The sequence below is a fragment of the Streptococcus sanguinis genome (genome assembly GCF_050220005.1).
Lineage (GTDB): Bacteria > Bacillota > Bacilli > Lactobacillales > Streptococcaceae > Streptococcus > Streptococcus sanguinis_Z.
On record NZ_CP071413.1, the window covers coordinates 2,107,614 to 2,121,737 of the forward strand.

The 14,124-nt window shown below is 46.1% G+C and carries 13 protein-coding genes; 5 read left to right on the forward strand and 8 right to left on the reverse strand.

Annotated features, from left to right (window positions below; genetic code table 11):
* Window positions 1-23 precede the first annotated feature (23 nt).
* From J1C86_RS10290 to J1C86_RS10315, 6 genes are all read right to left on the reverse strand, one after another.
* Complete coding sequence (locus tag J1C86_RS10290) at window positions 24-1,439, reverse strand: LPXTG cell wall anchor domain-containing protein (RefSeq protein WP_048772090.1); 1,416 nt, start codon at window positions 1,437-1,439, stop codon at window positions 24-26.
* Window positions 1,440-1,557: 118 nt separating this feature from the next.
* Window positions 1,558-2,487: an aldo/keto reductase gene (locus tag J1C86_RS10295; protein ID WP_048772087.1), complete on the reverse strand. Its 930-nt coding sequence runs from the start codon at window positions 2,485-2,487 to the stop codon at window positions 1,558-1,560.
* A gap of 9 nt (window positions 2,488-2,496) precedes the next feature.
* Window positions 2,497-4,275 (reverse strand): glycoside hydrolase family 35 protein, encoded by a 1,779-nt coding sequence (locus tag J1C86_RS10300; protein ID WP_048772084.1) that lies wholly within the window; start codon window positions 4,273-4,275, stop codon window positions 2,497-2,499.
* Window positions 4,276-5,637: a PTS sugar transporter subunit IIC gene (locus J1C86_RS10305; RefSeq protein WP_002896670.1), complete on the reverse strand. Its 1,362-nt coding sequence runs from the start codon at window positions 5,635-5,637 to the stop codon at window positions 4,276-4,278.
* Between the two features lie 5 nt (window positions 5,638-5,642).
* Complete coding sequence (locus J1C86_RS10310) at window positions 5,643-5,960, reverse strand: PTS lactose/cellobiose transporter subunit IIA (RefSeq protein WP_002914454.1); 318 nt, start codon at window positions 5,958-5,960, stop codon at window positions 5,643-5,645.
* A gap of 8 nt (window positions 5,961-5,968) precedes the next feature.
* Window positions 5,969-6,286 carry a PTS sugar transporter subunit IIB gene (locus J1C86_RS10315; protein ID WP_081107570.1) on the reverse strand — a complete coding sequence of 106 codons (318 nt, stop codon included), beginning with the start codon at window positions 6,284-6,286 and terminating at the stop codon, window positions 5,969-5,971.
* Between the two features lie 204 nt (window positions 6,287-6,490).
* On the opposite strand from J1C86_RS10315, the gene J1C86_RS10320 reads away from it, so the two are divergent.
* Complete coding sequence (locus J1C86_RS10320; protein WP_125408758.1) at window positions 6,491-7,687, forward strand: ROK family protein; 1,197 nt, start codon at window positions 6,491-6,493, stop codon at window positions 7,685-7,687.
* An 86-nt stretch (window positions 7,688-7,773) separates the two neighbouring features.
* Here the strand turns inward: J1C86_RS10320 and J1C86_RS10325 are convergent, their stop codons facing one another.
* Both J1C86_RS10325 and J1C86_RS10330 read right to left on the reverse strand, forming a co-directional pair.
* A complete protein-coding gene (locus J1C86_RS10325) occupies window positions 7,774-8,670 on the reverse strand; it encodes a haloacid dehalogenase-like hydrolase (protein ID WP_124764418.1) in 897 nt (298 codons plus the stop codon).
* Window positions 8,671-8,903: 233 nt separating this feature from the next.
* Window positions 8,904-10,796 carry a M13 family metallopeptidase gene (locus J1C86_RS10330; protein ID WP_125408757.1) on the reverse strand — a complete coding sequence of 631 codons (1,893 nt, stop codon included), beginning with the start codon at window positions 10,794-10,796 and terminating at the stop codon, window positions 8,904-8,906.
* Between the two features lie 149 nt (window positions 10,797-10,945).
* Between J1C86_RS10330 and J1C86_RS10335 the strand changes: the two genes are divergently transcribed.
* From J1C86_RS10335 to tpx, 4 genes are all read left to right on the forward strand, one after another.
* Window positions 10,946-11,665, forward strand: coding sequence for a metal ABC transporter ATP-binding protein (locus J1C86_RS10335; RefSeq protein ID WP_023916769.1), 720 nt, complete (start codon window positions 10,946-10,948; stop codon window positions 11,663-11,665).
* A 1-nt stretch (window position 11,666) separates the two neighbouring features.
* On the forward strand, window positions 11,667-12,515 hold the full coding sequence (locus J1C86_RS10340; RefSeq protein ID WP_312022651.1) for a metal ABC transporter permease: 849 nt from the start codon (window positions 11,667-11,669) through the stop codon (window positions 12,513-12,515).
* Window positions 12,516-12,534: 19 nt separating this feature from the next.
* Window positions 12,535-13,464 carry a metal ABC transporter substrate-binding lipoprotein/adhesin SsaB gene (gene ssaB, locus J1C86_RS10345; RefSeq protein WP_125408755.1) on the forward strand — a complete coding sequence of 310 codons (930 nt, stop codon included), beginning with the start codon at window positions 12,535-12,537 and terminating at the stop codon, window positions 13,462-13,464.
* A gap of 151 nt (window positions 13,465-13,615) precedes the next feature.
* On the forward strand, window positions 13,616-14,107 hold the full coding sequence (tpx, locus tag J1C86_RS10350) for a thiol peroxidase (protein ID WP_002896683.1): 492 nt from the start codon (window positions 13,616-13,618) through the stop codon (window positions 14,105-14,107).
* Window positions 14,108-14,124 lie beyond the last annotated feature (17 nt).

Genomic DNA, 14,124 nt, shown 5'->3' on the forward strand with positions numbered 1-14,124 from the left:
TATTTTTCCTCTAGCTTGCAAAACTAAGATTTTTTCTTCAAGCCAAGGAAACCAGCTGCCAGTCCTAAGAGCCCGAATCCCAGCAGATTGGTCAATAGACTGCTTTGGCTGCCGGTCTTAGGTAGTTGTTTGGAAGAAGCTTGTTGAAGAGTTGGCTCTTGAGACGCTGCTTGAGGATCCGTCTGGCCGCTTGCTTTGTAGGTCAGATTTTCTACCTGGCTACCCATTGGAGCAGGCCTTGCAGGGGTTGCCTGCTGGGCTTGATTTTGAGAGGCTTGCTCCATATCGGCCAACGGCACGACGCTCTTCATAAACTCATCTTGTGAAATGGCCCTTTCTTCAACTGCATCTTGAATACCAGTGAGGCTGACAAAATAGTAACGAGCCCAATCCTTGGTCAGTCGCTGAATACCAGCTAGACCAGCTCCTGGATACCAGAGCGGCTTACTCACTTCTTCAGCAAACTTCCAGTCACCGCCAACTTGAATACCAAGCTTGGCATCCGGGTCAGATTTTTCAGAAATACGAGCTTCTACGGAAACTAAAACAGCCCGAATGGTTTGAGGATTTGGAATATCACGGGCCTGATCAGAACCCCAGTGGGCAACCCGATCCTGCTTAGGTAATACCTCAATAGCTGTTCCCCCACCAGCCAAGGCTTCCTGCCGTGCATCTCCTACGTAGCTGGACATATTGCCCTTGAATTGAGCAACCCATTGAACCCCTTGAGGGTGATCCACAATTTTCTCCCAGACATTGGAGTCCTTCCGGAGCACGAAAGCCTGCATGTTACGAATATCCGCCCAAGCATTGTTGGCCTTATTGTCCGTCATTTCCATCACAACGCCCCAAGGATCAAATTCATTCATCCATTTTCCGCGTTCCTTGTCAAAGACAGCCTTCGCTTCTTCGTCGGTCATCCCTTCGCCTTTATAAGCAAGGTAGTACCAATCCGCCGCTGGGTCATATGTCGGACGGCCGCCTAACACGACAGCTCCGCCATTAAATTGGCCAGGGCCGCCATTAGGACCGCGTTTTTGACGCTCCCCATTTTCTTCAACGACATTTTCCTCCGACCAAACCCAGACATCCCCTTGATTGGCTCCCATCTGAGCAATGGCGCGCTGCTTCTGCTCATCGGACATGACCTGACTGGCTGGCAGCTCGCTAGCGGCTGCAGCTGATTCAGCCTGATTTGCAGGAGCTGCTTGGGGTTCAGCTACAGCTGGATTTTCAGCCTCGGGACTTGCTTGCGCTGCTGGAGAAGCCGACATTTCAGCTACTGCGGCAGGGGCAGGCACAACATCTTCTGCTTCAACTCTTGATACAGCTGTCAAAGCTGCTAAGGACAAGAGGGAAACACATAGCAGCAAGCCACTTCCATACTTGGCAGCAGAAGCAGATTTTGCTAGGCCTTGCCAAGAAAACTTATTATTCATATCATTCTCCTTTCATAAGGTGCAGAGTCGAGCTTAATCAATGAAATATGCAGACCGATTCGCTGCTCTTAGGCTTCATTGATTCTGAATAACAAATAATCTCCCTGCAAAAACAAGTTTAGGGCAGAGGATTCCCCGCGCTCTTGTATATCTTATACCAGTCAGCCCGAGAGAGCTCAATATCAAAAGCAGCCACCATTGAGCGAATTCGCTGCGGATTCATGGAGCCAACAATCGGCTGCATTTGTGCCGGATGACGCAAAATCCAAGCGAGAACTAAGGCTTCAAAAGAAACTTGATAGTCTGATGCAAAGGCATGCAGAGTTTCTGTAAGCTGAGCATATTTAGGATGCTCCATAAAAAGTCCCTGGTTCAAGTCGACCTGAAATGGTGACCAAGGCTGAATCGTGATATGATGCAATCGACAATAGTCCAGTACACTACCATCCCGAACGATTGCCAAAGGATTGAGCATATTGGCATTGAGCCCAGCGTCCAGCATCGGAGTATGGGCTGGACCAAACTGTAGTTGGTTGGCAATCAAGGGCTGCTCCACACTCTTTTGCAGCAGCTCCATTTGATAAGGGTTTTGATTGCTGACTCCGAAATAGCGAACCTTCCCGGCTTGGTGCAGCTGTGAGAAAGCTTCAGCCACCTCTTCCGGCTCTACAAGAGCATCTGGCCGGTGCAGGAGGAGCACATCCAGATAGTCTGTCTGCAAACGCTCCAAGCTGCCTTCAACCGAGCTGATGATATAATCCTTAGCAAAGTCAAAATGGTAGTTGGTGTGAACATCCCGCAGTCCGCACTTGGACTGGATGAGAACTCGGTCCCGGGGAATCTTAGCCGAGCGAAGAGCCTGCGCAAACTTGGCTTCAGACTGGCCACCAGCATAAACATCTGAGTGGTCAAAGAAATTAATTCCCACTTCTAATGCCGTTTCAAGAACGGAAACGACCTCTTCAGGAGCATGCTCTGCCAGACGCATGCAGCCCAAAACCAGCTGACTAGCTCCTTCCAGTTCATTTCCGACTGTCATATATTTCATCGCAACACCTCATTTCTTATAGACTGGATGGTCAAGCAAGGTCAACTCTTCAATCTTGACATTTTCTGTTTCAAAGACGATAAACTCATTCTTATCCTTGAGCAAGCCAGATGGCACATAGAGATAGTGAATCGGCCCTTCATTCCAGTAGCGGCCTAGGTTGAAGCCGTTAACCGAAATACAGCCCTTCCCATACTTAGAGCAATCGATGAAGGTATCAGCGATATCATCCAACTCCGCTTCAAAGCGATAGAAGGTCGGTGCTTTGACTCTTTCCGGTGGAGCTGAGTAGCAGTCTAACTTGGCCAACATTTCCTTGTCAAACTTGAGCGCATAATGCTTCCAGCCCTTTCGGAACTGGTGGTTAATCATGATACCACCCTTGATTCCCTTGGATTGACTAGGTGCGCCCAACTTGTAACCATAGTTGACCCGCCCCATATTTTCCACCAGCACATCAATCTGAATCCGCTCAGTATCAGCTGAGAAGAGCATCTCATCACCGATTTCTTCCCGATACTGGGTAGCTAGGTGCTCCTGATTGACATAGAAATGGCAGCGGTCATGAGTCTCCAATGCCTTGAGCCTTTCCTCATGGTATTGATTTTTGATATCGGAACGGTAGAGGATATAGCCATGATTCTGCCCAATCTGCTCCATAGGCTGCGGATAATCCAGCAGAATTTCCTCTGTGATGTCCGCTGCAACATCCAGCAGATTTGCAGTCCCAAGCAGCGGAAAACTGCCATAGGCCTTGGCCTGTCGGCTAATAGGCTCCATCTGCTCAAGCTCTGTAAAGACCTCATGGGTCACCCGCTGAACAGCGTAGTATTTCTCAGTCGGCTGCCCCCACTCAGTAATAGGTGCGTCAAAATCATAGGAGGTAATCTGCGGCAAATCCTTTGTCTTGCGGGCTGAACAGCCGCTGATAAAACCAAAATTGGTCCCACCTCTCAGTAGAAAGAGGTTCATACTGCCCAGCTGCAGCATTTTTTTGACATCCTGGGCCAAATCTTCGGCTTCTCGCCGAACGATTTCCTCGCTCCAGCGGCTGAACCAACCATCCCAAAACTCGGTACACATAAGTGGCCATTTCTTGCCATAGCGCTCCATGAAAGCTCGCAGATTATCTGTATTTTCCTTAGGTTGGGAACCAAAATTCCCCGTCACAAAAATATCATCCTCAATCAAGGTTCCAGACTCCAAAGCCTCTATCCATGTCCCGTCAGAGGTAAAGAGGGGAACCGTAACGCCACGTACCTTCATCATCTGCGCAATGCTGCGCATGTAGGCCTTGTCCTCGGCGTAAGAACCGTATTCATTTTCCACCTGCATCATGAGGATAGGGCCGCCCTGATCACTTTGATAGGGCAGAAGCTTGGGAAAGAGCCAGTCATAAAAATGACTGACCTTTTCCAGAAACAGCGGATGATTGACCCGCAGGCGCATCGAAGGATATCTCAAGAGCCAGGCCGGCAGACCGCCAAAGTCAAACTCTGCACAGATATAAGGCGTCGGACGGACAATGAGATAAAGCCCCATCTCCTCAACCAACTTGAAGTATGCTTCAAAATCCAGCATGCCCTCTGCCTGAAACTGTCCTTCCTGAGGCTCATGCAATGCCCAAGGAATATAAGTTTCTACCGTATTAAAGCCCAGAGCTTTGAGATTGTATAGGGTATCTCGCCACTGGTCTGGATGAAGCCGGAAATACTGAATAGCTCCCGATAAAATCTTAAAAGGCTTGCCATCCAAGTAAAATTCTTCTTTAATTTCAAATTTTGCCATTTATCCAAGCTCCTCCTGTTTATCTGCCATCTTGACAAAGGGCAGATATATAGCGGTTGAAATAGCGATATTAACCAGCGAAAGAATAATTGCCCGCCAGTCGAAGGCTGTCGCAAAGAAACCGTAGAGAATCGGCGGCATGACCCAGGTGACGTTTTGAGTAACCGGCGCAACCAAGCCCATAGAGGTTGCAAAGTAGGCTACTGTTACCATGACCATTGGCGTCAGGACGTATGGAATAAACATAATTGGATTCAAAACGATTGGCAGACCGTACATGACCGGCTCACCGATGTTGAAGACCATTGGGAAAATTCCCAACTTAGCCACTTCGCGATAGTGCTTGTTCCGAGATTGCCAGAGAATGGCAATGGCAACTCCAATCGCATCAAACCAGACAAAAGCACCGAAAGAATTATCCGTCCACATGTAAGGAATCGCATGCCCAGCCTGATAAGCTTCCAGATTAGCCAGCATGGTCACACCAAAGAGACTGGCCATAACCGGCGCCAGCACATTACCACCGTGCAGTCCGAAGAACCAGAAAATCTTATTGAGAAAGACAATGAGTAGCACAGCCCAGAAGCTTTGAGACAAGCTGAGAAGCGGTGCCTGCAAAATCTTGTAAATCCAGTCAATCAACAGCTCGCCTGTCACCAGATTAAAGAGATAGGTCGCAATTCCCACGACATACATAGCAATCGCAGCCGGAATGATAGACAGGAATGGCTTCATGATAGCTGGCGGAACAGAATCTGGAAGTTTGATAGTCCAGTTACGATTCATGACCTTACAAAAGATGATAACAGATACAAAACCAATCAGAATAGCAGTAAAGTAGCCACGCGCACTAATCTGGTCACCTGGAATAACACTGTTAATCGTCACAGACAGATTACTGCCGTCAAGTTTTAGCTCTGGGAGTTTTGAAATCGCCTTGCTCAGCCCTGGTGTTTTGCCAGCCAACTCAAAGGTTTTAGTAACTGATCCACCAATGGTAATGATATAGGAAGCCACAGCTACCAGACCAGCAGACACCTTATCAGTATTGTAAATCTTAGCGATATTGACCCCGAAGGTAAAAAGGAACAAGAGGGTAACGATAGGAATACTGCCCTTAAATACCAGCCAGTTAATATCAATCAGCCACTGGAAGGTAGATGAAATCCAGGTCCAGCCGAACTGTCCTGGCAAGTCAGATAGAAAGGCATTTACCATGAGGGCGAAAGAGCCCGTCATAATCACAGGCATGGTTCCAATAAAGGAATCCCGCAGGGCAACCAGAAATTTTTGGTTGCCGATTTTATTGGCAATAGGCATGAGACGCGCTTGCCATTTATCAACCAAACTACTCATCTGCATTTCTCCTATTCATCAAATTTTTTATGCAAATCAACAATCTCCTTTGCCAAATCAACAAAGGCGATACTGGTCATGAGATGATCCTGCCCATGCACCATAAATAAACTAAGTTCTGTCTTCTCTCCTTGTGCCTCCTTGGTCAGCATTTCAGCCTGAGCGTGATGGGCTTGCAGCAGGGCCTTCTGAGCCTGACTCAGCCTCTCCTGAGCCCGGTCAAAGTCCTGCTTTTTAGCTGCTGCAATGGCTTCAATAGCACAAGACTTGGCCTCTCCGCCATACATAATGAGGGTCATAGCGACCTCTAAGGAATCTTTATTTTCCATAAAAGTACCTACTTCATGAGCGACTCTGCCAGATCCAGGACCTTATCCCCCTTCATCATTCCGTAGTCCGTCATAGGGATAACATCGACCGGAATACCTTTTGAAGCTAATTTTTCCTGCAAATCCTCCAACAGATAGCGGACCTGAGGCCCCAGCAAAAGGACATCAACCTTTTTCTCGTTTAGATAGTCTTCTGCTTCTGATACTGGCACCGCAAATATCGTCGCAGCCAAGCCGCGCTCCTCTGCAGCTTTCTGCATTTTATTGACCATGAGACTGGTGCTCATCCCAGCCGCACAGACTAACATAATTTGTTTTGTTTCCATCAGCATCCTCCTTTATGAATCTGACCTAGCCTGCAACGACGCTTGCTATTTATTTTCAATATATAAACAAAAATCCGAAAACAGAATATTTTTCACTATGTTATTAATATTCTATAAACATTATAACTATTTTTTTGTACTATGTCAACGCTTACATTTGAGATTTATAGCTTTTTTTGATAGTATAGCAGCAGAGGAAACAAGATGACACGAACTAGAAAACAAAACGAGCTAAGGGCAACTGTCCTGGATCAGCTCTATGCCAAACGACCGATTTCTCGGATTGATATTTCAAAAGAAACTCAGATTACACCAGCCACGACTGGCAGTATCATCAATGAACTGATCAAGGAAGGCTTGGTACTGGAGCTGGGCGAGCTCAATGATGAGAGTGTAGGCCGCAAAAAAACTCTACTGGATATTGCGCCTCATAGCCGCTACTATCTGGGCTTTGAGATTTCTGAAAAACAGCTGGCTATGGTCATCGCTGATAATACCGGTGAGATTGTAGAAAGCAATATTCGGACTTATCAGGTCGAGGTGACAGGTGGCCCGTCTGACCAGGAAATTATCCGGCTGATTCAAGATTTTCTGAAAAAGAATAGCAAACACTCCATCTCAGCGATTGCCCTCGGGCTGCCGGGACATGTGAATCTCTCTGAAAGTGATTTTATCATTTCTAAAAATCCCCACTGGGGACAGATTAACCTGCAGACTATTCAAGAAGCCTTTGACCTTCCTGTCTACTTTGCCAATAAGTCCCACTGTTTGACAATGGCTGAACGCCTCTTTAGCTATCATCCTACAGACAGTAATTTTATCGTCTATCATGTCGCTAGAGGTATTCATTGCTCCTACATGTACAAGGGCAGTATTTACAGTCAGGAGAATTATCTTATCGGGGAGGTGGGGCATACCGTCATCAATCCTGAAGGCGAGCGCTGTCCTTGCGGCAAGCACGGCTGCCTGCAGGTTTATGCCAGCGAGAGTGCTCTGATTGATAAAGCAGCTATCCTGTATCGGGCTTCCCAGACCTCGCTCTTAAAGACCCTTGTAGAGGACGTGAATGACATTGATTTGACAAGTTTGATGACTGCCTATCGCTTAGGAGACTTAGGCAGCATTGAGTTGATTCATACTGCCTGTCGCTACCTGGCCATTTCCATTTCCAACCTCTGCCAGCTTATTGATAGCGAAAGGATTTATCTGGACGGCCAGCTCTTTTCCTATCCGGTGATTGCCGAGCAGGTCCTGGCTCAGTTAGAGCAGGAAGTACCTCTCTTTCCAAAGCAAAAACAAGCGGAGATTGTTATTATCCCCTACTCTAAATACAGTATTGCCCGCTCTGCAGTCAGCCTCTGTGTCTATCATGAATTTTTAGATAAAAAAGGAAACCTATAAAAGCCGAGACAAGAATCTCGGTCTTTTTTATAAAAAATAGAGACAGGCTTTCTAGGAGCTTACCCCTAAAAGTCTGTCTCATTTTACTATCTATTAATCGAACGTGAAATCATGGAAATGGTGTGGCGCTGTCCTCTGAGAGCCTTACTCATGGCAAAGATATTTTCAACCGGAGCCAGACAGCCGTAGCCTGAATCTCCGATATGCTGGATATCTACACCGCAGATTTTGTTGCGGATGGCCATTTGCTTGACAATATCCTCATCAGCACTCTCCTGACTGGTACCAATCGCACTCATAACCAGAGCCCCCTTTTGATGGGCCAGGCGGACAATCTGCTTCAAGTCCTGCTCATCAAAGCCAGGCACACTGCCGACTGCCGGTGCTAGGACAATATCAACACCAGCTTCGATAAATTGAGCGATTGCTTCTAGGTCTGCTACCGGCTCATCCACACCCGAAGCATGCATTTTACCTGCAATCAACAGGCCTGAAAAATTCTCCTTGACCACTCGAATGGTGTCAATAATGGCTTGATTGGTGACACCAGTTCCCGGATTACCCGTCAGGCAGATAAAGTCAACGCCCAACTCTTCTGCTCGCTGAATGGTCGCTAGACTAGCCTGACGCCCCTCATTGATGATTAGGCGTTCTCCTGCCATCTGGGCCTGACTGTCCACCGGCTCTAGATTGATACCGATAGGACGGCCCACCAAGCGGTGCAGCTCCTCAACAAAATCTTCCTTGGCATCCAGACCAGCTACAAAAGGCTGGAATATATCAATCCCATTCAACAGAATCAAGTCAGCACCAAAAGACCGAGCAATCTCTGCATTGGTCACATCACCGATATAAGATTCTTTAAAAGCTACGTTTTCAGACAGGATAACGCGGCCCTCACTGGCCTTGATGCTCTGTTTCAGCTCCGGCGCAGTCATATTTAAAATTTCTGAAGCATTTGAACTAATGAATCGTTTTACCATAAGAACATCTCTTTTCTTTATTATTCATTAATAAACACTTTGAAATCTATTCTATTTGGATATTTTGTTTGTTTTTTGTTATCAACTACAGTATAGCACAAGGTTAGATAAATGTAAACGCTTTATATTTTCTTTGACAAAATAGCCTGCTTTCACAAACAAAAGCAGACTATTGAAACGAACTCGATTATTTTTGATTTGAGCAGGATTCGATAAGTACTCTTATCTCCGCATCACCAGATGACCACCCGCTCTTCTGGGCTCCGCCACATGCCATCTCCCTCTTTCACATCAAAGGTTGTAAAGAAGTCGTCAAAGTTAGGCAACTGCACATTGGTCCGAAGTTTGGCTGGCGCATGGACATCAACGCTTGCCAGAAGCTTCATATACTCTTCGCGTCCCTTCATCCGCCAGATGCGGGCAAAGTTAGTAAAGAATTCCTCAGCAGAGAAATCCGCTTCTTTCTTGGCTGCTTCTAGGGCTGCTGCAATGCCGCCAAGATCAGCCACGTTTTCTGAAACGGTCAGCTTGCCATTGACCTTAGCACCATAGGAATCCTGTCCTTCGAACTGGTCAATGACCTTTTGAGTCCGCTCGGTAAAGGCTTGATAGTCGTGCTCCGTCCACCAATTGTTGAGGCTGCCATTTTCATCAAAGGAAGCGCCATTGGTATCAAAAGCATGAGAAATCTCATGGGCAATGACCGCTCCGATACCACCGTAATTAGCTGACGAGGACTGGTGCAAGTCATAGAAAGGAGCCTGCAGGATAGCCGCTGGAAAGACAATCAGGTTTTTCTGCGGATTATAGTAGGCATTGACCATGTGGGCTGGCATTCCCCATTCCTTGTAATCTACTGGTTGATTCCACTTGCTCCAGCTGTAAGCAATATCAATCTGGCTCAGCTTCTGAGCATTTTCAAAGAGAGTCAGCTTTTCATCGACGACCTTTCGAGAATAACGCTCAGGCAGCTCGTCAGGATAGCCAATATAAGGCTTGATGACATTGAGTTTGACAATAGCCTTGTCCCGAGTTTCTGGTGTCAGCCAGTCATTCTGGGCCAGGCGGTTTTTGTAAACTTCAATCATCGTTGCCACTTTCTGCTCCACATCAGCCTTGGCTTCTGGTGAGAACTTCTGACCGGCATACCAGAGACCAACAGCTTGATTAAAGGGACCTTGGGCCAGATAAAAGGCTGCTTTTTTCTTATCCTGAGCCTGAGGAGTTCCCGATAGAGCACGATGATAAGCACCTGCTAAGACACGGATGTCATCTGTTAGATAAGGGGTTGTATTACGAACTGCAGAGAGAATCAGCAGAGCATGGAGTTTATCCCAGTTAGCGGCTGTATAGATATCCTTAGCTGCCTGCCAAAAACGCTCTTCCGGCACAATGACTTGGTCGGGTTCTTGACCGATTAACTTGGTGAAAATATCCGCCAGAGGCAACTCTGGTACCAAGGCTTTGAAATCGTCCCACTTATAAGGATGATAGAGCTTAGCATACTCAGAGCTTTCTTCACTAGACAGAACATACTGAGCAAAAACAGAATCCAGCTCCAATACCTTATCCAAAAGATCCTTGATTTCCTCTTCAGCAAAGTCAAATTTTGCTAGCAAATCTTCCTGAGCCTTGCGCCATTTTGCAAGAAGATCCGCCTTCTGCGGATGGTCCTCCGCATAGTAGGTCGTATCTGGCAAAATTGTTCCCGGTCCGTCTGCCCAGAGGACATTGATACGAGCGTCCATAAAGTCAGGTGCCACACCAAAGGGGAAATAAGTCGGCTTGCCAGCCAGTTCAAAATCAGCAATCTTAGAAGCATATTCTTCAAAAGACGCTAGGTTGCGAATCTCATCAATGTAAGCACGCGCAGGCTCAATCCCTGCCGCTTCCCGCTTGTCATAATCCGCTGCTAGGCGATGGTAAGCAATAAAGTTCTGCAGAATTGCATTTTCTGGCACTCCATCGCCAGCCAACCATTTGTCAGTCGTGGCGAGCATAAGATCTTCAATCTCATCTGCCAAATCCATGAAGCCGCCCGTCACTGGCTTATCATCAGGAATGACCGCCGTCTTGGCCCACTCACCATTAATCGCATCGTAGAAATCATCTTGTAGTCGTGTCATCTTCTTCTCTCTTTCATGCTTTTGATATAACCTTATCAAAATCTACTTATTTTTTCAAACGTTTCTTATATTAATTTTAGAGATTTATTAAAAATTAACTTGACTTAATTTTTATTTTAATGTATATTAATCTCATGGAGGTGTATGAGATGATTACGATTAAAGATTTGACTGTCAGCTATCAGGATACGCTGGCTCTTGAGCCCCTTTCATTAACCATTAAGGAGCCAACCATTACTGGGATTATCGGTCCTAACGGAGCCGGAAAATCCACCCTGCTCAAGGGCATGCTAGGGATTATTGACCACCAAGGCCAGACTCTGCTGGATCAAAAACCGCTGCAGAACTCTCTCCAGCGCGTCGCCTATGTAGAGCAAAAGATTAATATTGATTATCATTTTCCTATCAAAGTCAAAGAGTGTGTCTCTTTGGGACTTTACCCGCAGCTCAAGCTCTTTCAAGGGCTGAAGAATTCCCATTGGGACAAGGTAGCTGAGGCATTGAAAATTGTCGGTTTAGAAGACTTGGCTGAGCGCCAGATTAGCCAGCTATCTGGCGGTCAATTCCAGCGAGTCTTGATTGCTCGCTGCTTGGTTCAAGAAGCGGATTGTATCTTTTTGGACGAGCCCTTCGTCGGGATTGACTCTGTCAGCGAAGAGATTATTATGTCTACCCTGCGCAGTCTCAAAGCCGCAGGCAAGATTATCCTGATTGTCCATCATGACTTGAGCAAGGTTGTTGATTATTTCGACCAAGTTATCCTGCTCAATCGTAAGCTGATTGCCTTTGGTCCTACCGAGACCAGCTTTAACAAGGACAATATGAAAAAGACTTACGGCTCCCAGCTCTTTATGAATGGAGGTGACTAGAATGATTTTAGAATTTTTCCAAGGGCTGCGGAACTTTCACTTCCTGCAAAATGCCCTCATCACAGCAATCGTCATTGGGATTGTTGCTGGGGCTGTCGGCTGCTTTATCATTCTGCGCGGCATGTCGCTCATGGGGGACGCTATCTCTCATGCGGTTCTGCCCGGTGTGGCTCTCTCCTATATTTTAGGGGTTAATTTCTTTATCGGAGCAATCACCTTCGGACTTTTGGCCTCGATTATTATCACCTACATCAAGGGCAATTCCATTATCAAAAGCGATACGGCCATTGGGATTACCTTTTCTTCCTTCCTGGCTCTGGGTGTGATCCTGATTGGCGTAGCCAATAGCTCCACTGATCTCTTTCATATTCTCTTTGGGAATATTTTGGCTGTTCAGGATATTGATATGTGGATTAGTATTGGAGTCGGAATAGCTGTGCTCTTAATCATCACCCTCTTTTTCAAACAGCTATTGATTACTTCCTTTGACCCCTTGCTAGCTCAAGCCATGGGCATGCCGGTTAGCTTCTACCACTATCTGCTGATGATTCTCTTGACCTTGGTCTCTGTGACAGCTATGCAGAGCGTGGGAACCATTCTGATTGTAGCTCTCTTGATAACGCCAGCAGCAACAGCCTACCTCTATGCCAACAGTCTGAAAACTATGATTCTGCTGTCCTCGGGTTTGGGAGCTCTGGCTTCTGTGCTGGGACTCTTTATCGGCTATAGCTTTAATGTCGCTGCAGGATCCAGCATTGTCCTGACCTCGGCCCTCATCTTTCTCATCTCTTTCTTTATTGCCCCTAAGCAACGCTATTTAAAACTTAAAAACCAACCTAAACTAAAATAAAATTTAATGGAGGAATCCCATGAAAAAATTAGGTTTTTTATCCCTGCTTTTGCTAGCAGTCTGCACTCTCTTTGCCTGCTCCGATCAGAAGAACGCGTCCAGTGACTCGTCCAAGCTCAAGGTTGTTGCGACCAACTCAATTATCGCTGATATTACCAAAAATATAGCTGGCGATAAGATTGATCTGCACAGCATTGTACCAGTCGGCAAAGATCCCCATGAATATGAGCCCCTGCCTGAAGATGTCAAAAAGACTTCTCAAGCGGATCTCATCTTCTACAACGGTATCAATCTGGAAACTGGCGGTAATGCTTGGTTTACCAAGTTGGTCAAAAATGCCAATAAGGAAGAAAACAAGGACTACTATGCTGTAAGCGATGGCGTTGACGTCATTTACCTTGAAGGTCAAAGTGAAAAGGGTAAGGAAGACCCTCATGCTTGGCTCAATTTGGAAAACGGTATCATCTATGCGCAAAATATTGCCAAGCGTTTGATCGAAAAAGACCCTGACAATAAGGCCACTTACGAGAAAAATCTCAAAGCTTATGTGGAAAAATTGACTGCTTTGGACAAGGAAGCCAAGGAGAAATTCAACAATATTCCAGAGGAAAAGAAAATGATTGTGACCAGTGAAGGCTGCTTCAAGTACTTCTCTAAGGCCTACAATGTGCCATCAGCCTACATCTGGGAAATCAACACCGAAGAAGAAGGAACTCCAGACCAAATCAAGAGCTTAGTTGAAAAACTACGCGAGACCAAAGTGCCATCTCTCTTTGTCGAATCAAGTGTGGACGACCGTCCGATGAAGACTGTTTCTAAAGACACAAACATCCCAATCCACGCTAAAATCTTCACTGACTCAATCGCTGATGAAGGGGAAGAGGGTGACAGCTACTACAGCATGATGAAATACAATCTGGATAAAATTTCTGAAGGATTGGCAAAATAACGATAAAAGGTTAGGAAGACAAAATCCTAACCTCTTTATTTATGGAGAACGAACTTCACATGGAGTCGATCTCAAATTTCCGGTCAAATTATTCGAAAAAAATCACTATTCGCTGTACAATGAAGCTATCAAACATGAATGGAGACTTCCTATGACAACTTTTCTCGGAAATCCTGTAACCTTTACTGGAAAACAACTGCAAGTCGGCGACACCGCCCACGATTTTAGCCTGACAGCTACTGATCTTTCAAAGAAAACTCTGGCTGACTTTGCTGGCAAAAAGAAAGTCCTGAGCATCATCCCATCTATCGATACTGGTGTCTGCTCGACTCAGACTCGCCGTTTCAACCAAGAGCTCTCTGACTTGGACAATACCGTTGTTATCACGGTTTCAGTTGATTTGCCTTTTGCTCAAGGCAAGTGGTGTGCTGCTGAAGGCATTGAGAATGCTGTCATGCTCTCTGACTACTTCGATCATTCTTTCGGTCGCGACTATGCTGTCCTTATCAATGAATGGCACCTTTTGGCTCGCGCAGTTCTAGTTTTGGACGAAAACAACACTGTGACCTACGCTGAGTATGTAGACAATATCAATACCGAGCCAGACTTTGAAGCAGCGATTGCTGCAGTTAAGAGTTTGTAAAAGATAAAAATACGGAT

Excerpts from the sequence above, each read along its gene's own strand:
- J1C86_RS10290 (WP_048772090.1), bottom strand. The coding sequence starts at position 1,439 with ATGAATAATAAGTTTTCTTGGCAAGGCCTAGCAAAATCTGCTTCTGCT.
- J1C86_RS10295 (WP_048772087.1), bottom strand. The coding sequence starts at position 2,487 with ATGAAATATATGACAGTCGGAAATGAACTGGAAGGAGCTAGTCAGCTG.
- J1C86_RS10300 (WP_048772084.1), bottom strand. The coding sequence starts at position 4,275 with ATGGCAAAATTTGAAATTAAAGAAGAATTTTACTTGGATGGCAAGCCT.
- J1C86_RS10305 (WP_002896670.1), bottom strand. The coding sequence starts at position 5,637 with ATGCAGATGAGTAGTTTGGTTGATAAATGGCAAGCGCGTCTCATGCCT.
- J1C86_RS10310 (WP_002914454.1), bottom strand. The coding sequence starts at position 5,960 with ATGGAAAATAAAGATTCCTTAGAGGTCGCTATGACCCTCATTATGTAT.
- J1C86_RS10315 (WP_081107570.1), bottom strand. The coding sequence starts at position 6,286 with ATGGAAACAAAACAAATTATGTTAGTCTGTGCGGCTGGGATGAGCACC.
- J1C86_RS10320 (WP_125408758.1), top strand. The coding sequence starts at position 6,491 with ATGACACGAACTAGAAAACAAAACGAGCTAAGGGCAACTGTCCTGGAT.
- J1C86_RS10325 (WP_124764418.1), bottom strand. The coding sequence starts at position 8,670 with ATGGTAAAACGATTCATTAGTTCAAATGCTTCAGAAATTTTAAATATG.
- J1C86_RS10330 (WP_125408757.1), bottom strand. The coding sequence starts at position 10,796 with ATGACACGACTACAAGATGATTTCTACGATGCGATTAATGGTGAGTGG.
- J1C86_RS10335 (WP_023916769.1), top strand. The coding sequence starts at position 10,946 with ATGATTACGATTAAAGATTTGACTGTCAGCTATCAGGATACGCTGGCT.
- J1C86_RS10340 (WP_312022651.1), top strand. The coding sequence starts at position 11,667 with ATGATTTTAGAATTTTTCCAAGGGCTGCGGAACTTTCACTTCCTGCAA.
- ssaB (WP_125408755.1), top strand. The coding sequence starts at position 12,535 with ATGAAAAAATTAGGTTTTTTATCCCTGCTTTTGCTAGCAGTCTGCACT.
- tpx (WP_002896683.1), top strand. The coding sequence starts at position 13,616 with ATGACAACTTTTCTCGGAAATCCTGTAACCTTTACTGGAAAACAACTG.